22 protein-coding genes are annotated in these 20,663 nt (G+C 72.0%); 16 read left to right on the forward strand and 6 right to left on the reverse strand.

Annotated features, from left to right (window positions below; all coding sequences use genetic code 11):
* Window positions 1-79 precede the first annotated feature (79 nt).
* Together metK and AC3IX6_RS31390 are read left to right on the forward strand one after the other, a co-directional pair.
* Window positions 80-1,288 carry a methionine adenosyltransferase gene (gene metK / locus AC3IX6_RS31385; protein ID WP_266876502.1) on the forward strand — a complete coding sequence of 403 codons (1,209 nt, stop codon included), beginning with the start codon at window positions 80-82 and terminating at the stop codon, window positions 1,286-1,288.
* A 243-nt stretch (window positions 1,289-1,531) separates the two neighbouring features.
* Window positions 1,532-3,634, forward strand: coding sequence for a primosomal protein N' (locus AC3IX6_RS31390; RefSeq protein ID WP_489366633.1), 2,103 nt, complete (start codon window positions 1,532-1,534; stop codon window positions 3,632-3,634).
* Between the two features lie 422 nt (window positions 3,635-4,056).
* Here AC3IX6_RS31390 and AC3IX6_RS31395 read toward each other — a convergent pair whose 3' ends face one another.
* The gene (locus AC3IX6_RS31395) at window positions 4,057-4,581 is read right to left on the reverse strand and encodes a hypothetical protein (protein WP_489366635.1); all 525 of its coding nucleotides are present in this window, start codon (window positions 4,579-4,581) and stop codon (window positions 4,057-4,059) included.
* A 261-nt stretch (window positions 4,582-4,842) separates the two neighbouring features.
* Here AC3IX6_RS31395 and fmt point away from each other — a divergent pair, with 261 nt between their 5' ends.
* From fmt to AC3IX6_RS31430, 7 genes are all read left to right on the forward strand, one after another.
* Window positions 4,843-5,790: a methionyl-tRNA formyltransferase gene (gene fmt, locus AC3IX6_RS31400; protein WP_489366637.1), complete on the forward strand. Its 948-nt coding sequence runs from the start codon at window positions 4,843-4,845 to the stop codon at window positions 5,788-5,790.
* 69 nt (window positions 5,791-5,859) lie between these two features.
* Entirely contained in the window at window positions 5,860-7,308 is a 1,449-nt protein-coding gene (locus tag AC3IX6_RS31405; RefSeq protein WP_489366639.1) for an RsmB/NOP family class I SAM-dependent RNA methyltransferase, read from the forward strand.
* A 174-nt stretch (window positions 7,309-7,482) separates the two neighbouring features.
* The gene (rpe, locus tag AC3IX6_RS31410; protein WP_266910447.1) at window positions 7,483-8,169 is read left to right on the forward strand and encodes a ribulose-phosphate 3-epimerase; all 687 of its coding nucleotides are present in this window, start codon (window positions 7,483-7,485) and stop codon (window positions 8,167-8,169) included.
* Between the two features lie 138 nt (window positions 8,170-8,307).
* Window positions 8,308-9,321, forward strand: a complete 1,014-nt coding sequence (locus AC3IX6_RS31415) for a sugar-binding transcriptional regulator (protein WP_250741550.1) — start codon at window positions 8,308-8,310, stop codon at window positions 9,319-9,321.
* Window positions 9,322-9,457: 136 nt separating this feature from the next.
* Window positions 9,458-9,682, forward strand: a complete 225-nt coding sequence (locus AC3IX6_RS31420) for a hypothetical protein (protein ID WP_243334368.1) — start codon at window positions 9,458-9,460, stop codon at window positions 9,680-9,682.
* 49 nt (window positions 9,683-9,731) lie between these two features.
* Window positions 9,732-10,217 carry a guanyl-specific ribonuclease gene (locus AC3IX6_RS31425; RefSeq protein WP_489366641.1) on the forward strand — a complete coding sequence of 162 codons (486 nt, stop codon included), beginning with the start codon at window positions 9,732-9,734 and terminating at the stop codon, window positions 10,215-10,217.
* On the forward strand, window positions 10,214-10,645 hold the full coding sequence (locus AC3IX6_RS31430; protein ID WP_489366643.1) for a barstar family protein: 432 nt from the start codon (window positions 10,214-10,216) through the stop codon (window positions 10,643-10,645). Before AC3IX6_RS31425 ends, AC3IX6_RS31430 begins: the two co-directional genes overlap by 4 nt.
* A 51-nt stretch (window positions 10,646-10,696) precedes the next feature.
* On the opposite strand, the gene AC3IX6_RS31435 is transcribed toward AC3IX6_RS31430, so the two are convergent.
* The 5 genes from AC3IX6_RS31435 to AC3IX6_RS31455 form a co-directional block, all read right to left on the reverse strand.
* The gene (locus AC3IX6_RS31435) at window positions 10,697-11,176 is read right to left on the reverse strand and encodes a group II truncated hemoglobin (RefSeq protein ID WP_489366644.1); all 480 of its coding nucleotides are present in this window, start codon (window positions 11,174-11,176) and stop codon (window positions 10,697-10,699) included.
* Window positions 11,173-11,502 (reverse strand): putative quinol monooxygenase, encoded by a 330-nt coding sequence (locus tag AC3IX6_RS31440; protein WP_382969922.1) that lies wholly within the window; start codon window positions 11,500-11,502, stop codon window positions 11,173-11,175. The genes AC3IX6_RS31435 and AC3IX6_RS31440 overlap by 4 nt, the downstream gene beginning before the upstream one ends.
* A 90-nt stretch (window positions 11,503-11,592) precedes the next feature.
* Window positions 11,593-12,090, reverse strand: a complete 498-nt coding sequence (locus tag AC3IX6_RS31445; RefSeq protein WP_489366646.1) for a hypothetical protein — start codon at window positions 12,088-12,090, stop codon at window positions 11,593-11,595.
* Window positions 12,091-12,160: 70 nt separating this feature from the next.
* Window positions 12,161-13,804, reverse strand: coding sequence for an FAD-dependent oxidoreductase (locus tag AC3IX6_RS31450; RefSeq protein WP_489371616.1), 1,644 nt, complete (start codon window positions 13,802-13,804; stop codon window positions 12,161-12,163).
* 131 nt (window positions 13,805-13,935) lie between these two features.
* A complete protein-coding gene (locus AC3IX6_RS31455) occupies window positions 13,936-14,208 on the reverse strand; it encodes a UBP-type zinc finger domain-containing protein (protein WP_489366648.1) in 273 nt (90 codons plus the stop codon).
* Between the two features lie 287 nt (window positions 14,209-14,495).
* Between AC3IX6_RS31455 and AC3IX6_RS31460 the strand changes: the two genes are divergently transcribed.
* The 7 genes from AC3IX6_RS31460 (at window position 14,496) to AC3IX6_RS31490 (ending at window position 20,656) form a co-directional block, all read left to right on the forward strand.
* A complete protein-coding gene (locus AC3IX6_RS31460) occupies window positions 14,496-15,320 on the forward strand; it encodes a type 1 glutamine amidotransferase domain-containing protein (RefSeq protein WP_274547903.1) in 825 nt (274 codons plus the stop codon).
* A gap of 53 nt (window positions 15,321-15,373) precedes the next feature.
* Entirely contained in the window at window positions 15,374-17,038 is a 1,665-nt protein-coding gene (locus AC3IX6_RS31465; protein WP_489366651.1) for a thiamine pyrophosphate-binding protein, read from the forward strand.
* 66 nt (window positions 17,039-17,104) lie between these two features.
* Window positions 17,105-17,536 carry a nuclear transport factor 2 family protein gene (locus AC3IX6_RS31470; RefSeq protein WP_489366653.1) on the forward strand — a complete coding sequence of 144 codons (432 nt, stop codon included), beginning with the start codon at window positions 17,105-17,107 and terminating at the stop codon, window positions 17,534-17,536.
* A gap of 20 nt (window positions 17,537-17,556) precedes the next feature.
* Complete coding sequence (locus tag AC3IX6_RS31475) at window positions 17,557-18,012, forward strand: nuclear transport factor 2 family protein (RefSeq protein ID WP_489366655.1); 456 nt, start codon at window positions 17,557-17,559, stop codon at window positions 18,010-18,012.
* Window positions 18,013-18,025: 13 nt separating this feature from the next.
* A complete protein-coding gene (locus AC3IX6_RS31480; RefSeq protein ID WP_489366657.1) occupies window positions 18,026-18,397 on the forward strand; it encodes a nuclear transport factor 2 family protein in 372 nt (123 codons plus the stop codon).
* An 11-nt stretch (window positions 18,398-18,408) separates the two neighbouring features.
* Window positions 18,409-20,013, forward strand: a complete 1,605-nt coding sequence (locus tag AC3IX6_RS31485) for a GMC family oxidoreductase (protein WP_489366658.1) — start codon at window positions 18,409-18,411, stop codon at window positions 20,011-20,013.
* A complete protein-coding gene (locus AC3IX6_RS31490; RefSeq protein WP_489366660.1) occupies window positions 20,006-20,656 on the forward strand; it encodes a DJ-1/PfpI family protein in 651 nt (216 codons plus the stop codon). The genes AC3IX6_RS31485 and AC3IX6_RS31490 overlap by 8 nt, the downstream gene beginning before the upstream one ends.
* The last annotated feature ends 7 nt before the right edge of the window (window positions 20,657-20,663 follow it).

A 20,663-nucleotide genomic window follows, 5' to 3' on the forward strand; every position in this document is an offset into this window, starting at 1 on the left:
CGGAACGTGATCGGGCGCAGCCTCCGATGTGGTTCCACCAATATTTCAGCCAGCAGCCGCTGCAACCCCAGGGAGCGTTGTGTCCCGTCGTCTCTTCACCTCGGAGTCTGTGACCGAGGGTCACCCCGACAAGATCGCTGACCAGATCAGCGACACCATCCTCGACGCGCTCCTCACCGAGGACCCGACCTCGCGCGTCGCCGTGGAGACCCTCATCACCACCGGTCTCGTCCACATCGCGGGAGAGGTGACGACGAAGGCGTACGCGCCGATCGCGCAGCTCGTCCGCGACAAGATCCTCGAGATCGGCTACGACTCCTCGAAGAAGGGCTTCGACGGCGCCTCCTGCGGCGTGTCGGTGTCCATCGGTGCGCAGTCCCCGGACATCGCGCAGGGCGTCGACACCGCGTACGAGAAGCGGGTCGAGGGCGACGAGGACGAGCTCGACAAGCAGGGTGCCGGCGACCAGGGCCTGATGTTCGGGTACGCCTGCGACGAGACCCCCGAGCTCATGCCGCTCCCGATCCACATCGCGCACCGCCTGTCCAAGCGGCTGTCCGAGGTCCGCAAGAACGGGACCATCCCGTACCTGCGTCCCGACGGCAAGACCCAGGTCACCATCGAGTACGACGGCGACAAGGCCGTCCGCCTCGACACGGTCGTCGTGTCCTCGCAGCACGCGGCGGACATCGACCTGGACTCGCTGCTCGCCCCGGACATCCGCGAGTTCGTCGTCGAGCACGTCCTGAACCAGCTCGTCGAGGACGGCATCAAGCTCGACACCGAGGGCTACCGCCTCCTGGTCAACCCGACCGGCCGCTTCGAGATCGGCGGCCCGATGGGCGACGCCGGCCTGACCGGCCGCAAGATCATCATCGACACCTACGGCGGCATGGCCCGTCACGGTGGCGGCGCCTTCTCGGGCAAGGACCCGTCCAAGGTCGACCGCAGCGCCGCGTACGCCATGCGCTGGGTCGCCAAGAACGTGGTCGCCGCCGGTCTGGCCTCGCGCTGCGAGGTCCAGGTCGCGTATGCGATCGGCAAGGCCGAGCCCGTCGGTCTGTTCGTCGAGACCTTCGGCACGCACAAGGTCGACGTCGAGAAGATCGAGAACGCCATCGGCCAGGTCTTCGACCTGCGTCCGGCCGCGATCATCCGCGACCTCGACCTGCTGCGCCCGATCTACGCCCAGACCGCCGCCTACGGCCACTTCGGCCGCGAGCTGCCGGACTTCACCTGGGAGCGCACCGACCGCGTGGACGCCCTGCGCGCCGCTGCCGGCCTGTAGGACCCGCCTGATCGACGGACGGCCCCGGACCCTCGCGGTCCGGGGCCGTATTCGTTGGTGCGGCCGCTCCCGCGCGGATACGCTGGCGCAGCCCTCCCGGTGCGAGGGGCGACGGCTTCATCTGGAGCGGGGTGCGAACCCCGTGTTGAAGGACCGCAGGACCGCCGCCGCCCGACCAGATCTCGGGAGGGCCCGCCCGCACCCCACCCGCCGCTGTCGGTGGCGTTTGGTAAGAATGCTGGTGTGAGCAGCGCGAATGATTCCCCGCCGGAGCAGCTGGCGCTGATGCGGGAGATGGTCGCCGAGGCGAAGGCCAAGGCGCCCAAGGCCAAGCCGCGGACCTGGCGCGGGGCCTCCGTCGCCGAGGAACTGCCCGTGGCCCGGGTCCTCGTGAACAAGGGCGTGCTCCACCTCGACCGGCTCTTCGACTACGCGGTCCCCGCCGAGCTCTCCGAGTCCGCCCAGCCCGGCGTCCGCGTCCGGGTCCGCTTCGGCGCGGGCTCCCACCGGGTGCACGGCGGCCGCCGCGAGGGCGGCGGACTCATCGACGGCTTCGTCATCGAGCGCCGCGCCGAGTCCGACTACAACGGAGCCCTCGCGGCCCTCGCCCAGGTCGTCTCGCCCGAGGTCGTGCTCGGCCCCCGCATGCTCGCCCTCGCCCGCGCCGTCGCCGACCGGTACGCCGGCAGCCTCGCCGACGTGCTCCAGCTCGCGCTGCCCGCGCGCAGCGCCCGCGCCGAGGCCAAGCCGTCCCCCGAGCCGCTGCCCCCGCCCCCCGCGCCCGAGCCCGCGGGCTGGGAGCGGTACGGAGCGGGCCCCGGCTTCCTGCGGGCCCTGGCGGGCGGCGGCACCCCGCGCGCCGTCTGGACGGCCCTGCCCGGCCCCGGCTGGGCCGACGAGCTGGCCCGCGCCATGGCCGCCACCCTCGCCTCCGGACGCGGCGCCCTCGCGGTGGTCCCCGACGGGCGCACCGCCGCCCGCGTCGACGCGGCGCTGACCGCCCTGCTCGGCGAGGGGCGGCACGCGCTGCTGACCGCCGAGTCCGGGCCGGAGAAGCGCTACCGCGAGTGGCTGGCCGTCAGCCGGGGCTCCGTGCGCGCCGTGGTCGGCACCAGGGCCGCGATGTTCGCTCCCGTACGGGACCTCGGGCTCGTCGCCGTCTGGGACGACGGCGACTCCAGCCACAGCGACGTGCACGCCCCCTTCCCGCACGTGCGGGAGGTACTGGAACTGCGCGCGGTCACCGACGGCTGCGGCTTCCTGGTGGGCAGCACCAGCTGCACGGTGGAGGCCGCGCAGCTCGTCGAGTCCGGCTGGGCCCGGCCGCTGGTCGCCGACCGCGAGACGGTGCGCACGTACGCGCCCCGGATCCGGACCGTCGGAGACGAGCTGCTGGCCCGGGACGGGGCCGCGCGGGCCGCCCGGCTGCCGAGCCTCGCGTGGGAGACCGTACGGGAGGGGCTGAAGACCGGGCCCGTGCTCGTCCAGGTGCCCCGGCGCGGGTACGTGCCCCGGCTGGCGTGCGAGCGGTGCCGGACGCCGGCGCGGTGCACGGTCTGCGCGGGGCCGCTGGAGGCGCCCGACGCGCGGGACCTGCACTGCGGGTGGTGCGGGCGGGCCGAGTCGGCCTGGCACTGCGAGGAATGCGGATCGTTCCGGCTGCGGGCCCAGGTCGTGGGCGCGCGGCGGACCGCCGAGGAGCTGGGGCGGGCCTTCCCGGCCGTCCCCGTACGGACCTCCGGGCGCGACCACATCCTGGACGAGGTGCCGGACCGGCCCGCGCTGGTGGTGTGCACGCCCGGCGCCGAGCCGGTCGCGGCGGGCGCCGGGTACGCGGCGGCGCTGCTGCTGGACGGCTGGGCCATGCTGAGCAGGCCCGACCTGCGGGCGGGCGAGGACGCGCTGCGGCGGTGGATCGCGGCGGCCTCGCTGGTACGGGGGGACGGACAGGTGGTGGTCGTCGCCGAGCCGACGCTGCGGCCGGTCCAGGCGCTGGTGCGGTGGGACCCCGTCGGGCACGCGGTCCGGGAGCTCGCGGAGCGGGCGCAGCTCGGGTTCCCGCCGGTCTCCCGGATGGCGGCGGTCGCCGCGGGCAGTGCGGAGGCCGTGCAGGCCTTTCTGGCGGGGGCCGGGCTGCCGCCGGACGCGGAGGTGTTGGGGCCGGTGCCGGTTCCCGGGCGGCGGGGGGAGGCCTCGCCGGGGGAGCGGGCGCTCGTGCGGGTGCCTCCGGGGAGCGGGGCCGTGCTCGCCGGCGCGCTGAAGGCGGCGCAGGCCGCGCGGATGGCCCGGGGGGGCCCGGCGGAGGAGGCGGTCCGGATCCGGATCGATCCGCTGGACATCGGCTGAGCGTGCCTTGCGCGGCGCTGGCCGGGCCCGGGCGGATGGCCCTGCGGGGCGGAGTCCCCGCTGCGACCCTTGCCGCTGCGCGGGGCGGAGTTCCCCTACCCGCCCTTCCACCGTTCCCCGGGCGCTGCCCGGACCCCCCTGGGGCTCCGCCCCGGACCCCGGTCCTCAAACGCCGGACGGCTGGAAAGCCCTGGGGCTCCGCCCCGGACCCCGGTCCTCAAACGCCGGACGGGCTGAGAGGGACCCCGGTCCTCAAACGTCGGACGGCCGGAAAGCCCAGCCCGGGGAACGGGTGAAGGGTGGGTAGGGGACCGCTCTGTTCCGTCGCGGTGCCGGGAACGACGGAGCCCCCGGCGGGGCGGCCCTGGGGGCGCTCCGGCGGGGGCCGGTCGTCGGGGGTCGGCGTCCCGACGGGGGGTGGGTCAGCCGTTGCGGGGGCCGGGGAAGGCGGCGGGGCGGGACGAGGCGCCCGCCTCCTCGCGCACCGGCTGCGGCGGCACCGAGCGCGCCGCCGGGACGGTGGGCAGGGGCCCCAGGGTCCGGGTCGTCGTGCCCTCGGCCAGCGGCTCCCGCTCGGCGCTGCCGGGCTCGGCGCTCTGCGCCCGCCGGGCGCCGTAGCGCCGGTGGACGGCCTGCTTGGTGACGCCGAGCGCCGAGCCGACCGCGTCCCACGAGAAGCCGAGCGAGCGGTCGAAGTCCACCGCGGCGGTGACCAGCGTCTCGACGCTGTCCCGGAGCTCCTGCGCGAGGCGGACGGTGGGTGCGGGTGCCCGGCCGTAGACGACGAAGCCCGTGGAGGGCCCTGAGCGGCGCGGGCGGTAGACGTTGCCGAGCTGGGCGGTGAGCGTACGCAGAGCATCCACCTGCCGGCGAACCCGCTCGATGTCCCGCACCAGGAGGTGCAGGCTGGCCCGTGCTTGGGCGTCGTGGGTGGCGTGGTCGGCCATGAAGAAGCCTCTCGAACCGGTGCTGAAGAGCGGATAGGGCCGCAGACACCGTTCTGTTTCGCGGCCCGTTTCGGTCAATCTCTTTTGACCAACGCGCTACCCGGTGGGCAGGTCACGCTATGGGGGCGTGTCGGCATATGCGAGGAGCGCGCGTGTGTGCGTACGCCCCCTCGGGCGGGCGGCGCGACGCAGGTGGGACCGTGGGCGGTCAGACCATAGACTGGTGTGCTGCTGACAGCCGAGATAGCGAGGTAGACCCCAGTGAAGCTCGTCTTCGCAGGCACCCCCGAGGTCGCCGTGCCCGCCCTGGACGCTCTGATCGCCTCCGGGCGCCACGAGGTCGCCGCCGTCGTCACCCGGCCCGACGCGCCGGCCGGCCGGGGCCGTCGCCTCGTCGCCAGCCCCGTCGCCGAGCGCGCCGAGGAAGCCGGCATCGAGGTGCTCAAGCCCGCCCGGCCGAGGGACCCGGAGTTCCAGGCCCGGTTGAGGGAGATCGGGCCCGACTGCTGCCCCGTGGTCGCGTACGGCGCGCTGATTCCCAAGGGCGCCCTGGACATCCCCAAGCACGGCTGGGTCAACCTGCACTTCTCGCTGCTGCCCGCGTGGCGCGGCGCCGCGCCCGTGCAGCAGTCGATCATGGCGGGGGACGAGGTCACCGGTGCCTCCACCTTCCGGATCGAGGAGGGGCTCGACACCGGCCCGGTCTTCGGGATCCTCACCGAGGAGATCCGGCCCACCGACACCAGCGGTGACCTGCTGACCCGCCTTGCCTTCGCCGGCTCCGGGCTGCTGGTCGCCACCATGGACGGCATCGAGGACGGCACCCTGCGCGCGGTGGAGCAGCCCGCCGACGGGGTCTCGCTCGCGCCGAAGATCACCGTCGAGGACGCCCGGGTCGACTGGAAGGCGCCCGCGATGCGCGTCGACCGGCTGGTGCGCGGCTGCACCCCGGCGCCCGGCGCGTGGACGGTCTTCCGGGGGGAGCGGCTCAAGCTGGTCTCGGTCGCACCGGTCGCGGACCGGACCGACCTGGAGCCGGGCGACCTGGGCGTGGCGAAGAACAACGTCTACGTCGGCACCGGCTCGCACGCCGTGGAACTGCTCTGGGTGCAGCCGCAGGGCAAGAAGCCGATGAAGGCCGCCGACTGGGCGCGCGGGGTGCGGATCGCTCCGGGTGAGCGGCTGGGCGGCGGGGCCGACGTAGGCTGATTTCGCAGTTCTTCGCGTTCCCCTTTCTGTTTCTTGCAGTTCTTCCCGTAACCCCGGAGCACCTTTCACGTGAGCGAGCAGCCTCGTAGCAAGCCGGCCAAGTCGGCCAAGCCGCACCGCAGGCCCAAGAAGGACCCCGTCCGCATGCTGGCCTTCGAGGTGCTGCGGGCGGTGGACGAGCGCGACGCGTACGCGAACCTCGTGCTGCCGCCGCTGCTGAAGAAGGCCCGCAAGGACGAGACCTTCCAGGCGCGGGACGCGGCGCTGGCCACCGAGCTCGTCTACGGGACCCTGCGCCGCCAGGGCACGTACGACGCGGTCATCAAGGCCTGCATCGACCGGCCGCTGCGCGAGGTCGACCCGCCGGTGCTCGACGTGCTCTCGCTCGGCGCGCACCAGCTGCTCGGGACCCGCATCCCCACCCACGCGGCGGTGTCCGCGAGCGTGGAGCTGGCCCGGGTGGTGCTCGGCGACGGGCGGGCGAAGTTCGTCAACGCGGTGCTGCGCAAGATCTCCGCGCACGACCTGGAGGAGTGGCTGGAGAAGGTCGCCCCGCCGTACGAGGACGACGCCGAGGAGCACCTGGCGGTGTTCCACTCGCACCCGAGGTGGGTCGTCAGCGCCCTGTGGGACTCGCTGGGCGGCGGCCGCGCCGGGATCGAGGACCTGCTGGAGGCCGACAACGAGCGGCCCGAGGTGACGCTCGTGGCGCGGCCCGGCCGGTCCACGGCGCAGGAGCTGCTGGAAGCGGTGGGCGAGGACTCGGCGCTGCCGGGACGCTGGTCCCCGTACGCGGTCAGGATGGCCGAGGGCGGCGAACCGGGCGCGCTGGAGGCGGTCCGCGAGGGCCGCGCCGGCGTGCAGGACGAAGGCAGCCAGCTGGTGGCGATGGCCCTGGCGGCCGTCCCGGTCGAGGGCCGCGACGAACGCTGGCTGGACGGCTGCGCCGGACCGGGCGGCAAGGCGGCGCTGCTCGCGGCGCTCGCCGCCCAGCGCGGTGCGTTCCTGCTGGCCTCCGAGAAGCAGCCCCACCGGGCGCGGCTGGTCGAGCGGGCGCTCGCCGGCAACCCGGGCCCCTACCAGGTGATCACGGCCGACGGAACGCGCCCGCCGTGGCTGCCGGGCTCCTTCGACCGCGTCCTGATGGACGTGCCCTGCTCGGGCCTGGGCGCGCTGCGCCGCCGTCCCGAGGCGCGCTGGCGCCGCCGGCCGGAGGACCTGGAGAGCTTCGCGCCGCTCCAGCGCGGGCTGCTGCGCGAGGCGCTCTCGGCCGTCCGGGTGGGCGGCGTCGTGGGCTACGCGACCTGCTCGCCGCACCTCGCGGAGACCCGGGTGGTGGTGGAGGACGTACTGAAGGGACGCGGTGCGGGCGCGGCCCCGATCGCGGCGGAACTGATCGACGCACGGCCGTACATGCAGGAGGTTCCGGCACTGGGCGACGGCCCGGACGTACAGCTGTGGCCGCACCTGCACGGGACGGACGCGATGTACCTGGCGCTGATCCGCAGGACCGGATAGCGGGTCGCCGCGGTCGCGGCGCCCTGCGAGCGCCCGCCGCCGCAGGGCGGCGGGCCCCCGGTCCCGCCCGCGGGGATCCCCGATCCGGCCCGCGGGGATCCCCGATCCCGCACCCCCGCCCTCCAGTTCCGGGGTAGTGGCCGGAAGGCGTTGGCGGCATGGCACGCTTGGGGCATGGCCGTTCAGATCAATCCCAGCATCTTGTCCGCCGACTTCGCCCGGCTCGCCGAGGAGGCGAAGGCCGTTCAGGGGGCCGACTGGCTGCATGTCGATGTCATGGACAATCACTTCGTCCCGAACCTCACGCTCGGCGTGCCGATCGTGGAGTCGCTCAGCCGGGCGACGGACATCCCGCTCGATCTGCACCTCATGATCGAGGACCCCGACCGCTGGGCGCCCCAGTACATCGAGGCCGGCGCCGGTTCCGTGACCTTCCACGCCGAGGCCGCGGCCGCGCCCGTACGGCTGGCGCGGGAGATCCGGGCCAAGGGGGCGCGGGCGTCCATGGCGCTGAAGCCCGCGACGCCCATCGAGCAGTACGAGGACATCCTTCCCGAGCTCGACATGCTGCTGATCATGACCGTGGAGCCCGGCTTCGGCGGTCAGCCCTTCCTCGACATCATGCTGCCCAAGATCCGCCGGACCCGGGAGCTCATCTCCAAGCACGGTCTGGAGCTGTGGCTCCAGGTCGACGGAGGCGTCTCCGCCACGACCATCGAGCGGTGCGCCGAAGCCGGCGCCGACGTGTTCGTGGCGGGCAGCGCGGTCTACGGAGCGGTCGATCCGGCGGCAGCCGTACGCACGCTGCGTGACCAGGCGGGTGCGGCGATCGCCGCCGCGCCCTGGGCTTGCGACCACTGAGACAAGGCTTGGTGAACAGCTCGGTGAACGGGAGCTGTCCAGGCTGATCAACGGCCGTCGGATCTGACAGGATGAACGGCGAGTCGAGAGTGTGAACACGATGGTGTGAACAGCAGTGAGGAGAACGCGGTGTCTGCAATGTCGGCGGGACGGTCAGCCCTGCGGATGGGACCCGCGGAGCTGGTGCAGGCGGCGGCCATGGCGCGCCGCTTCTACCTGGAGGGGAAGTCCAAGATCCAGATCGCCGAGGAGTTCGGCGTGAGCCGCTTCAAGGTGGCCCGGGTCCTGGAGACCGCTCTGGAGCGCGACCTGGTACGCATCGAGATCCGCGTACCGGCCGAGCTGGACGCGGAGCGGTCCGACGCGCTGCGCGCCCGGTACGGACTGCGGCACGCCGTGGTCGTGGAGTCTCCGGCCGATGCCACCGAGGACGCGCCGGACCCGGAGAACCTGGGTGCCGTGGCGGCCGATCTGCTGGGTGAGCTCGTCAACGAGGGGGACGTGCTCGGCCTCGCGTGGGGGCGGTCCACCATCCACATGGCCGCCTCCCTGCACCGGCTGCCCCCCTGCACCGTCGTCCAGCTGACGGGCGTCTACGACGCCGGTACGGCCGAGCGCGGGTCCGTGGAGGCCGTGCGCAGGGCCGCGCAGGTGTCGGGCGGCGACGCCCACCCCATCTACGCGCCGATGCTGCTGCCCGATCCGGCCACCGCGGCCGCCCTGCGGAGCCAGACGGGGATCGCGCGGGCCTTCGAGTACTTCGACAAGGTCACCGTCGCCGCCGTCTCCATCGGGTCCTGGGAGCCGGGCATCTCGACCGTCCACGACATGCTGAGCGACGAGGAGCGGGCGCACTACGCCTCGCTGGGCGTCGCCGCCGAGATGTCCGCCCATCTCTTCGACGCCGAGGGGCGCCGGGTCGGGCGGGACCTCGGCGAGCGCTGCATCACCGTGGAGGCGGACCGGCTGCGCCGGATCCCCGAGGTCGTCGCCATCGCCGGCGGGCTGCGCAAGGCGTCCGCGATCGGGGCGGTGCTGCGCTCCGGCCTGGTGACCAGTCTGGTCACGGACACGGCCGTCGCGGACTATCTGCTCACCGAATCGGAGCCCGGTCTGCGGCCGGCACTGGAGCGGGCCGACCCCGACGAGTGATTGTTCGGATTGGTCCGATTGTCCGGACGAATGCCGGTCAAACGCGGGCACGTGAGGTTCGCCGATGCGGATGGTGCCGTAATTGAGATCCGAACGGCGGACCGTTCGACGGCCTGCTGGGCGCATACTGGGTGCAATGACAAAGTCCGCAGTACCTCGCCGCCATCTGCCGTCCAGCCCGTTCAAGGCCCCCGTGGAAGCGCCCCTCCGGCACTTCAGCGTCGGCGACCGGGTTTCTCACGATGAGCACGGCCTCGGCCGTGTCGTCGCCGTTGAGGAGGGGATCGCTGTCCTCGTCGAATTCGGGCCTGAGGTCCGTAAGCGCATCCTGAGTCCGTACACCAAGATGTCCGCCCTCTGAAGACACCGCGCGATTCGCGGGAGAATCGGATATTTGGCACGATCGGTGCATGATCTTTCGGAACGTGCCCCGATCGTTGCTGCGTGTGCTGGGGGCCGTGTTCCTCTGCGCGGCGCTGGTCGGTGCGGTGGGTTGCAGCGGGAAGAAACCCGCGCCTGCCGCGGCCACCAGTACGAGCGCGAGCGCCGGCTCCGGCGTTGACGTTGCCCCGAGCGGGGCGGCGAGTTCCGCCGTGCCGACGCCCGGATGGGCGAAGGGCATGGCGACGGTACGGGCTTCGGCATTGCCGCAGCAGGCCCGGGACGTGCTGGCGCTGATCGACAAGGGCGGGCCGTACCAGTACCGGCAGGACGGGACCGTCTTCGGCAATTTCGAAAAGGTCCTGCCGCAGAAGAAGCGCGGCTATTACCACGAGTTCACCGTGAAGACGCCCGGTGAGCGGGACCGTGGGGCCCGGCGGATCGTGACCGGTGGGGGCGGGGAGTTCTTCTACACGGACGACCACTACGAGACCTTCAGGGCGGTTCTCCGATGACCTTGGACCCGCGGCCCCTGGCCCCCGCGCTCGAAGCGGCCGAGGCCGCCGGATGGGCGACCGTACGGCTGGATCTGGACGGCGTACGGAGCAAAGCGGAGCTGATGCGGCGGTGTGGGGCCGCGCTGGAAGTTCCCGAGTACTTCGGGGGGAACTGGGACGCGCTGGCCGATGCGCTGCGGGATCTGTCGTGGTTGCCGGCCGCGGAGGGGCGGCTGCTCGCGGTGACCTCTTGGCGGGGATACGCGGAGGCTCGGCCCGCGGACTGGGAGACCCTGCGCGAGATCCTGGAGGAGGCCGTCGACTTCTGGCGGGCCGAGGTCGGGGGCGATGCGCCGGGGCTGACGGTGCTGCTCGCCGAATCCGGCCCGGGCCCGGCCGCCGGGGCTCCGCCCCGGACCCCGCGCCTCAAACGCCGGCGGGGCTGAATTCGGGCTGGATGGGTCCGGCGGAGCCCGGGGGCTCCGCCGGGTTCCGGATCAGGACTTCGGGATCCACGGTGGGGTCTGGCCCCAGGACCAGACCGGGATGTCGGCCGCGTCGACCGGGGGTGGGTTGGGGCCCGAGTAGATCAGGGCCATGCGGGTGCCCCACTCGATGTAGTACGCGAAGACCGCGCGGAACTCCGGGTCCGTGGGCAGGCCCACCTCGTCGGCCGTGTCCGTCAGGAGGTCCACCCAGCGGCGGCGCTGCTGTTCGGTGATGCCGCGGCCCAGGTGCTTGGTGGCCATGTGCTGGTGGCCGCCGTGGGACGCGGTGTACTGCTTCGGGCCGCCGAAGACCTCCGCCAGCCAGACCGCCACGTGCTGGGGGTGTTCCGCGTCCATGCCCGCGAAGACCGGGGCCAGGATCTCGTCCCGCAGGGCGTGGGCGTAGAAGACGTCCGTGAGGCGGTCCATCGCCTCCGCGCCGCCCATCCATTCGTAGATGGTGGGCGTGGTGTCGGGTGTGGTGCTCATGACGGGGTGGAAGCCTTTCCGGGGCCGGCCACCTTGGTGACGAGGTAGTGCTTCATTTCCTCGATGGCCGTGACGTACGGGCGGATCGCGCTGAAGAACGCGGGGAAGTGCTCGCCCTTGCGGAATCCGTTCAGGTGGGCGTCGATCGAAGTCCAGCGGATGCGCAGGATGTAGCGCTCGGGCTCCTCCTCGCTGCGGGCGAGTTCGTAGTCGATGCACTCCGGCGAGGCGGCCAGGGACTCGGAAGCCCTGACGTACGCGTCTTCGAAAGCCGGCTGATCGTCCAATGCGATCCGGTAACGGATGTATTCGACGGTGGTGGTCATGGTGCGGCCTCTCCCTGGGGTCGGGCGTTGATCGCCGGTGGTCCGTGTCAGGCTTGCGCGATCTTGCGGGCGCCGGGGGATCTTTCGCCGTTATGACCCGGACTTCTGGGAGTCGGCGAGGTCCGGACCCTCCGCGCGGACCTGCTGGACCCGGTCCAGGGACTCGCGCAGGTCCGTCAGCCAGGTGTCGGTGTTGCGTCCGACCAGGCGGACGCACCAGGCCAGGGCGTCGGCGCGGCTGCGGGCGACGCCGCCCGCGACCAGGGTGTCGAGGACCTGGCGCTCGGGCTGGCGCAGGCGGGTCATGACGGGGACCGCGAGGTGGGTGAAGAGGGTCCGCTCCTCGCCCGACTGGGCGGCCCAGGACACCTTGCGGCGGTAGAGCTCCTCCGCCTCGCGGGCCACCTCGACGCGCTGTTCCCGGGTGCGCTCGCGGAAGGCCGCCACCGATTCGGTCGCGGGGACCTCACCGACGACGGTGATCTCCTCCCGGTCGACCGTGACCGAGAGGAGCGACGCGTAGACGTCCACCGGCAGCCGCTCGGCGAACCAGGAGCGGAGCTGCTCGTTCTGCTCGGATGTAATCATGTAATCAACGGTGCGTCCGGGCAGAGCTTGATCGCAAGTGGGCCGGCGCGGTGTTCCGCGGTGTTCGCTCTCAGCCCATCGAGCGGTAGCGGTGGATCAGGGAGACCGCCATGGCTCCCTCGCCCACGCCCGAGGCGACGCGCTTGACCGAGTGGGCCCGTACGTCCCCCGCAGCGAAGACCCCGGGGACGCTGGTCTCCAGCGGGTACGGGGCGCGCTCCAGGCTCCATTCCTCCGGGAGTTCGCCGCCGTTGGAGATCAGGTCCGAGCCGGTGAGCACGAAGCCGTACTCGTCCCGCTCCACCACCCCGGCCAGCCACCCCGTGTGCGGGCGGGCGCCGATGAAGGTGAACATGAACCGGGCCGGGATCTCCTTGTCCTCGCCGGTCTCGGAGTTGTGCAGGGTCAGGCGTTCGAGGTGGTCCTCGCCGTGCAGGCGGACGACCGTGGTGCGGACCCGCACCTCGATGTTGGGCGTGCGCTCGATCTCGTCGATCAGGTAGCGGGACATGCTGTCGTCGAGCGAGGCCGCGCGGACCAGGATCGTGACCCGGGCGGCGTACTTGGCGAAGTGCACGGCGGCCTGGCCGGCCGAGTTGGCCCCGCCCACGATGAACACGTGCTGGGAGATGCACGCCGAGCTCTCCGTGGTCGCCGCGCCGTAGTAGAGCCCGGCGCCCTCGAAGCGGTCGGCGCCCGGGGCGTCCAGGCGGTTGTACGAGACCCCGGTCGCCAGGAGCACCGTCTCGGCGCTGATCTCCGTACCGTCCGCCAGGGTCAGGATCTTCGCCGGATCGTCGCGGGTCAGCGAGGTCACCTCCACCGGGTGCAGGATCTCGGCTCCGAAGCGGGACGCCTGGATGGTGGCGCGGCGGGTCAGGTCGCCGCCGGACAGGCCCGAGGGGAAGCCGAGGTAGTTCTCGATCAGGCTGGAGGTGCCGGCCTGGCCGCCCGGGGCGCGGGAGTCCAGCATGAGCGTGGACAGGCCCTCGGAGGCCGAGTAGACCCCGGCCGCGAGGCCCGCCGGGCCCGCGCCGACGATGACGCACTCGTAGTGCGGGCGCGAGGCGGTGGTGGCCAGCCCCAGGCGCTGGGCGAGCTGCGTGTCCGTCGGCGCGGAGAGCACCGAGCCGTCCGGGAAGCGGACCAGGGGCAGGGCGGCGTCGGGCTGGGCGGCGGCGATCACGGTCAGCGCCTCGGGGTCCCGCTCCACGTTCAGGAAGCGGAAGGGCTGGCCGTTGCGGGTGAAGAAGTCCCGGACGGCGTGCGTGCCGGGGGAGACCAGGTGACCCGCGACGATGATCCCGTCGTACGCCGGGCGGTAGGTGGCGAGCCAGTCGGAGAGCAGGTCGTCCAGGACCGGGAAGAGCCGCTCGTGCGGCGGGTCCCAGGGCTTGAGCAGGTAGTAGTCCAGGCGGACCCGGTTGATGGCGGTGATCGCCGCGTCCGTCTCGGCGTACGCGGTGAGGAGCACGCGGCGGGCGTCGGGGAAGCGGCTGACGGCCTCCAGCAGGAACTCGACCCCGGTGACGTCCGGCATCCGCTGGTCGACGAGGAAGAGCGCCGGGTCGTGGCCGCGCTCGTCGAGGGAGTCCAGGATCTTGAGGGCGTCGGCGGCCGAGGAGGCGCCGAGCACCCGGTAGCGGTCTCCGTACGCGCTGCGCAGGTCGCGGCGGACGGCGCGCAGCACCTGCGGGTCGTCGTCCACGGCCAGGATGACGGGCTTGCGGTTCTCCGCGCGCGCCGCGGCTTCGGCGGTCGCGGTGGCGGTGCTGGTGGGTGCGGTGCTCGTGGGCGCGTTGCCCGTGGGCGAGGTGCCCGCGGCGGCGCTCTCCGGGGCCGCGCTCACGCCGGGTCCAGCATCAGCTTGTCGGCGTAGCACCAGGCCCAGTCCTCGCCGGGCTCGTGGGAGGCCGCGATGGGGTGCTCGGTGGCCCCGTAGTGCCTGGTGGCGTGACGGTTCTTCGAGGAATCGCAGCAGCCGACGTGCCCGCAGCTCAGGCACATCCGCAGGTGCACCCAGGTGTCACCGGAGACGAGGCACTCCTCGCAGCCCTCGGTGCCCGGTTTCACCGGACGTATCCGATCGATGTGGGTGCACAACAGGTCCATCGTCATCGTCCCCGTCCCTCTCTCGCGCTCTCGCGCTTCGCGCCCGTGATTGCAGCGCGCCCGTGATTCCGGCGCGTCCAGACCATAAGGCGGGGCCCCTGCGACGGTTCAGGGATTCGGACGAAGTCAGGTAGTCCGGAAGCTACTTCATGACATCGCCGGACGACTTCCTGAGGTGCCCCCACGACCTGGCCGACTACCTCACGAAGTCGCACACCAGCGCTTTGACGGGAACCCCGGGCGCGGCCAGTGTGGGGGACGCCAACGACAACAGGCGGCGCCTGGAGGAATCCGTGAGCAGAAAGATTCTGGTCATTGTCTCCGAACATGGTTACTGGGCCGAAGAACTGATCGGCCCCGTATCCCAGTTCGACGAGCAGGGCTATGAAGTCGTATTCGCCACGCCGACCGGAAAGCGTGCCCACGCTCTCCCGCCGAGCCTCGACGCGAACTACATCGATCCTCCGCTGGGACGCTCGGTCACCACCGAGGAGAACGCCCGGCTGGGCCGGGAGTTCGAGCAGTCGAGCCGGCTCGACTCCCCCCTCGACATCGAAGCCTGGGCCCCCGAGCGCCCGTACACGAGCGACTCGGCCTATCTGCCCAAGCTGGAGCAGTACCACCGCGATCTGGACAAGCTCCAGGCCGACATCGCCGGCTTCGACGCGGTGCTCATCGTGGGCGGCAGCGGTCCGATCGTCGACCTCGCCAACAACGAGCGCGTGCACGCCCTGATCCTCGCCTTCAAGAACGCGGGCAAGGTGGTCGCGGCCGAGTGCTACGGCGTCGCCTGCCTGGCCTTCGCCCGGGACTGGGGCGACCGCCGCAGCATCATCTGGGGCAAGCACGTGACCGGCCACTGCAAGGAGTACGACTACAAGGACGGCACCGGATTCCTCGGCACCGATTTCAACATGGGGCCGCCGCCGTATCCGCTGGAGTACATCCTGCGCGATGCGACCGGGCCGCGCGGCGCGTACCACGGGAATTTCGGCCACCCCCTGTCGGTGATCGTCGACTTCCCGTTCGTGACCGGTCGTTCGACCCCCGACTCGTACCTCACGGGGCAGAAGATCGTGGAAGTCCTGGAGAACGGTCTCACCCGGTACGGCTGGTAATTCCGGTAACTCCGGCAATCCGGAACGACGGTACGCAAAGGAGGGGGAGTTCGATGAGTTCTGGAGCCACTCCCGGACGGGAAAGGCTGATCGACCAGTTCAAGGCCGACGGCCTGAACGTCATGTTCGGAAATCCGGGGACGGTGGAACAGGGATTCCTCGACGCGGTCGACGCGGCGGAGGACTTCCACTACGTCCTCGCCCTCCAGGAGACGGTGGCCGCCGGGATCGCCGACGGCTACGCCCGCGCCACCGGCGGGGCGGCGCTGCTCCAGCTCCACTCCGGGGTGGGGCTGGGCAACGGCATCGGCATGCTCTACCAGTCGCTGCGCGGCCACACCCCGCTCGTCGTGGTCGCCGGCGACGCCGGGGTGCGCTACGACGCCATGGACGCGCAGATGGCGTCCGACCTCGTGGCGATGGCGAAGCCGGTGACCAAGTACGCGACCCGGGTCACCGACCGGCACTCCGTGCTGCGCACGATCCGCCGGGCGGTGAAGATCGCCCTGACCCCGCCGCGCGGCCCGGTGTTCGTGGCGCTGCCGATGGACGTGCTGGACGAGCTCAACTCCGAGCTCGTGCTGCCCGCCACGGTGCCGCTCACGGACGTGGCGCCCTCGCCCGCCTCGGTGGGGCGGGCCGCCGAACTGCTCGCCTCCGCCGAGCGGCCGGTCGTCCTCGTCGGGGACGGGGTCGCGCTCTCCGGGGCGCAGCGCGAACTCGTCGCCGTCGCCGAGCTGCTCGGCGCCGACGTGTACGAGGTCGACTCCTCCGAGGTGAACATCGCGGCCTCGCACCCGCTGCGCCGCGGTCAGACGGGCCACATGTTCGGCCCGCACAGCAAGGAGCTGATCGGGCGGGCGGACGGGGTGCTGATCGTCGGCACCTACGTCTTCCCCGAGGTGTTCCCGGAGCTGGAGAGCCCCTTCCGGGCCGGCGCGCGGGTCGTGCACATCGACCTGAACGCCTACGAGATCGCCAAGAACCACCCGGTGGACCTCGGGCTCGCCGCCGATCCCCGGCAGGCGCTGCGCGCGCTGGCCGGCGTACTGGAACACCTGCTCACCCCCGCGCAGCGGGCGGCGGCGGCCGGGCGGCTGGACGCGCGGACCCGGGAGCGGGTGCGGGCGGACCAGGCCGAGCGGGAGGCCAAGGCCTCCGAAGAGGCAGCCGGTTCCCCGATGGCGGTGTTCCTGCGGACCCTGGCCGAGCGCACGGGCGGGGACCTGATCGTCTTCGACGAGGCGCTGACCACCTCCCCGCTGGTCACCCGGTACCTGCCGCCGGAGCGGCCGGGCGACTATCACCTCACCCGGGGCGGATCGCTGGGCGTGGGCTTCCCGGGCGCGGTCGGCGTGAAGCTGGCCCGGCCGGAGCGGCTCGTCGTCGGCTTCGCCGGCGACGGCGGCTCGATGTACACCTACCAGGCGCTGTGGACCGCGGCCCGGCACGGCATCGAGGCCAAGTTCGTGGTCTGCAACAACCGCAAGTACCGGCTGCTGGACGACAACATCGCCCAGTACTGGCGGGAGCGGGAGATCCCGCAGCACGGCTTCCCGGGCTCCTTCGACCTCTCGCACCCCGAGATCGACTTCGCCGCCCTGGCCCGGTCGCTCGGGGCGGGCGGGATGCGGGTGGAGAAGCCCGACGAGGCCATCGCCGCCGTGGGCCGGATGCTCGCCCATCCCGGGCCGTTCCTGGTCGACGTCCAGATCTGACACCGCCGGATCCGACGCAGCACGACCGCCATCCCACACGCGCACGGACAGACAGGAGGAGACCGCATGCCCGCCGAGCGGCTGACCGAGGACGCGATCCGCGCCTTCGCCGAGAAGTGGTACGTGGCCCTGGACCAGCACGTCCAGCCGGACCAGGTGCTGGCCCTGATCACCGAGGACCTGGAGTTCAAGGTCCCGGAGGACACCTTCCTCGGCCACCAGGGCTTCGGCCGCTGGTACGAGGCGGTCACCAACCGCTTCTTCGACGAGGTGCACACGGTCACGAAGGTGGAGCCCGTCATCGAGGGCGACCGGGCGATCGTCCGGGTCCTCGTCAACTGGCAGGCCAAGATCTGGGACCCGCCGGCCGCCCGCAGCGTGTGGCTGGGCTTCGACGCCGACCAGACCTGGACCGTGGTCGCCGGCCCCGACGGGCCGCTGATCCGGCAGTACACCGTCAACGAACTGGCGGCCATGCCCGGTTCCGCCTCCCTCTGAACGCCGAAGGAGAAGCGACGATGACCGAAGTGACACGGGAACGGGTCGAGGCGGCGTACCGCGCCCTCGGCTCCGGCGACCGGGCCAGGATCCTGGAGTACTACGCCGAGGACCTGCGCTGGCAGGTCCCCGGCAACCACCCGCTCGCCGGCTGGTACGAGAGCCTGGACGCCTTCCTGGAGCTGATGGGCCAGACCCACAAGCTCACGGGCGGCACCTTCCGCATGGACATCGAAGCGGTCCTCGTCGGCGAGGACTGCAGCGCGGACGTCTGCCGCAACGTCGCCGTGCGCGGCGGCGCCGACGAGTCGAGCGGGTCCCCGTACGAGCGGATGGACTACCCGGTCTTCCACTTCATGCGCTGGCAGGACGGCCGGATCGTCGAGGGCCACGACGGCCTGTTCGGCGACAACGCCACCGCCTTCAGCCAGTTCTGGGCGCCCTTCGCGCCCGACGGAACCCGCAGGGACCAGTAGGGGGTTGAGCGCCATGGACGCACGGCAGATCTTGCAGAAGTACTACGAGTACGCCAACGCCGGTGACTGGGACAGCTGGTGCGACCTGTTCGCCGAGGACCAGGTCATGGACGAGCAGCTCGCCGGCCACATCGAGGGCCTGGAGACGCTGCGGTCGATGATGAAGGGCATGGGGACGATGTACCGGGTCTTCCGCAACGAGCCCGTGCACTTCCTCGTCGACGGGGAGAAGGCCGCGGCCGTCTCCCACCTGACCGCGGTCACCCCCTCCGGGGACGAGATCGAGGCCGAGGTCATGAACTTCTTCCGGATCGTGGACGGAAAGATCGCCTACATGGCGAACTACCACGACACGGTTCCCTTCCAGGTGCTCGGCCAGGGCTGAGGGGGCGCGCGATGGCCGTGGATGAGTACGACTACATCGTCGTGGGGTCCGGCACCGCCGGCAGCGTCCTGGCGAACCGCCTCTCCGAGGACCCGGACGTCACCGTCCTGGTCCTGGAGGCGGGAGCGGGCCGCATCCCTCCCGAGGTGGACGATCCGTCCTCCTGGTACAAGCTGCTCGGCGGGCCCGTCGACTGGGGTTACACCAGCGTCCCGCAGCCCGGCCTGGACGGCCGCCGCACCTACGAACCGCGCGGCAAGGCCCCCGGAGGCAGCAGCAACCTCTACATCATGATGCACATCCGGGGCCACGCCTCGGACTTCGACAACTGGGCCTACCAGGGCGCGGCCGGCTGGGCACACGAGGACGTACTGCCCTACTTCGCGCTGCTGGAGGGCCAGGAGGACGCCACCGCGCCCACCACCGGCACCCGCGGGCCGCAGCGGATCACCCACGCCGGGCGGCACGGCCCCAACCCGGTCTCCCGCGCCTTCATCGACGCGGCCGTCGAGCTCGGGCACGAGGAGATCGCCGACTTCAACACCGACGGGCCGCGGCGCGGACTCTTCGGCACCGGCTGGCACCACATCGACGTGGCCGACGGCCGCCGCCAGGGCGTCCTCGCCGCCTACCTGGAGCCGGCCCTCGACCGGTCCAACCTGACCCTGCGCACCAGTGCGCAGAGCACCCGGCTGCTCTTCGACGGGGACACCTGCACGGGCGTGGAGTACGTCCAGCTCCAGGCCCCGGCGGAGATCCCCGGCCGGACCGTGCGCGACGGGCACAGCACCACCTCCGAGCCCGGGTTGCACACCGTACGGGCCCGCCGGGAGGTGATCGTGGCCGCCGGGGCGATCGAATCGCCGAAGCTGCTGCTGCTCTCCGGGATCGGGCACCCCGAGCAGCTGCGCGAGCACGGCATCGCCGCCGTCGCGGAGCTGCCCGGGGTCGGCGAGAACTTCCACAACCACGTACTGACCGGCCTGATGGCCGAGGTCACCCAGGAACTGCCGCCGCCCGCACAGAACTTGTCGGAGAGCGCGCTGTTCCTCTCCTCCCGGCCCGGTCTGCCGGCGCCGGACCTGCAGATCGCCTTCGTCCACGTGCCCTTCGACGTGATCGTCGGCCAGGACCACCCGAACACCGTGTCCATCCTGCCCGGTGTCGTCCGGCCCGTGTCGCGCGGCTGGATCAAGCTGGCGAGCGCCGATCCGCTGGCCCACCCGCTGATCCACCCGAACTACCTGGGCGACCGCTGGGACCTGGAGCGGATGGTGCAGGGCGTCAAGACCGCCCGGGAGCTCTTCGCGACCTCCGCCTTCTCGCCCTGGTACAAGCAGGAGCTCCAGCCCGGACCGGGCTACGTGTCCGACGAGGACCTGCGCACCTTCGTGAAGCAGAAGTCGGAGAGCTACCACCACCAGGCCGGCTCCTGCCGCATGGGCATCGACGACCTCTCCGTCGTCGACCCCGAACTGCGGGTGCACGGCGTACGGAACCTGCGCGTCGTCGACGCGAGCGTGATGCCCGCCGTCCCGTCGGGCAACTGCCACACCGCCATCGCGATGATCGCCGAGCGCGCGGCGGACTTCCTGAAGGGGGTGTCCCGTGCCTGATGTGGTCCTGCGCGAGGGTGCGCTGACCGGAACCCGGATCGCGGTCCTGGTCGAGAGCGACTTCTACGAGCCGGAGATCTTCTACTACGGCCACCGGTTCGCGGAGGAGGGCGCCGAGGTCGACTTCCTGACCCGGCTGTGGGGCAACGACTCCATCACCTTCCTGGGCCACGAGTACCGGGCGCCGTTCACCGCCGACAAGTCCCTGGAGGGGCTGAGCGACGAGGAACTGCGCCGGTACGCGGCGATCATCGTGCCCTCGGGCATGGTGTCCGACCGGCTGCGCTACACCGAGGACGTGGACGTACTGGCCCCGGCGACGGAGCTGCTGCGCCGGGCCTTCGAGGAGCCCACGGTCCTCAAGGCGGTCATCTGCCACGGCATGTGGCTGGCCGCCTCGATCCCGGACAAGATCCGCGGCCGCAAGGTCGTCTGCCACAACAACCTCATCGGCGACGTCCGGAACATGGGCGCCGAGTACGTGGACGAGGACGTGGTGGTCGACGGCGACCTGGTCACCGGCCGCACCGGGGCCCACCACCACCTGTTCGCCCGCCGGATCATCGAGCTGATCGCCGCCGACCGGGGCGCCCGGCGCGCCCAGGGCGTGCAGGACGCCCGGGCCGCCCGGGGCACCGGCTGATGGCCCC

It is taken from the genome of Streptomyces sp. GL_141 (genome assembly GCF_057834385.1).

Bases quoted from the DNA above. Each gene is read 5' to 3' on its own strand.
- AC3IX6_RS31430 (WP_489366643.1), top strand. From the start codon at position 10,214: ATGACCTTGGACCCGCGGCCCCTGGCCCCCGCGCTCGAAGCGGCCGAG.
- AC3IX6_RS31440 (WP_382969922.1), bottom strand. From the start codon at position 11,502: ATGACCACCACCGTCGAATACATCCGTTACCGGATCGCATTGGACGAT.
- AC3IX6_RS31425 (WP_489366641.1), top strand. From the start codon at position 9,732: ATGATCTTTCGGAACGTGCCCCGATCGTTGCTGCGTGTGCTGGGGGCC.
- AC3IX6_RS31485 (WP_489366658.1), top strand. From the start codon at position 18,409: ATGGCCGTGGATGAGTACGACTACATCGTCGTGGGGTCCGGCACCGCC.
- AC3IX6_RS31420 (WP_243334368.1), top strand. From the start codon at position 9,458: ATGACAAAGTCCGCAGTACCTCGCCGCCATCTGCCGTCCAGCCCGTTC.
- AC3IX6_RS31435 (WP_489366644.1), bottom strand. From the start codon at position 11,176: ATGAGCACCACACCCGACACCACGCCCACCATCTACGAATGGATGGGC.
- AC3IX6_RS31395 (WP_489366635.1), bottom strand. From the start codon at position 4,581: ATGGCCGACCACGCCACCCACGACGCCCAAGCACGGGCCAGCCTGCAC.
- AC3IX6_RS31445 (WP_489366646.1), bottom strand. From the start codon at position 12,090: ATGATTACATCCGAGCAGAACGAGCAGCTCCGCTCCTGGTTCGCCGAG.
- AC3IX6_RS31465 (WP_489366651.1), top strand. From the start codon at position 15,374: ATGAGTTCTGGAGCCACTCCCGGACGGGAAAGGCTGATCGACCAGTTC.
- AC3IX6_RS31415 (WP_250741550.1), top strand. From the start codon at position 8,308: ATGTCGGCGGGACGGTCAGCCCTGCGGATGGGACCCGCGGAGCTGGTG.
- AC3IX6_RS31455 (WP_489366648.1), bottom strand. From the start codon at position 14,208: ATGACGATGGACCTGTTGTGCACCCACATCGATCGGATACGTCCGGTG.
- AC3IX6_RS31480 (WP_489366657.1), top strand. From the start codon at position 18,026: ATGGACGCACGGCAGATCTTGCAGAAGTACTACGAGTACGCCAACGCC.
- AC3IX6_RS31470 (WP_489366653.1), top strand. From the start codon at position 17,105: ATGCCCGCCGAGCGGCTGACCGAGGACGCGATCCGCGCCTTCGCCGAG.
- rpe (WP_266910447.1), top strand. From the start codon at position 7,483: ATGGCCGTTCAGATCAATCCCAGCATCTTGTCCGCCGACTTCGCCCGG.
- AC3IX6_RS31475 (WP_489366655.1), top strand. From the start codon at position 17,557: ATGACCGAAGTGACACGGGAACGGGTCGAGGCGGCGTACCGCGCCCTC.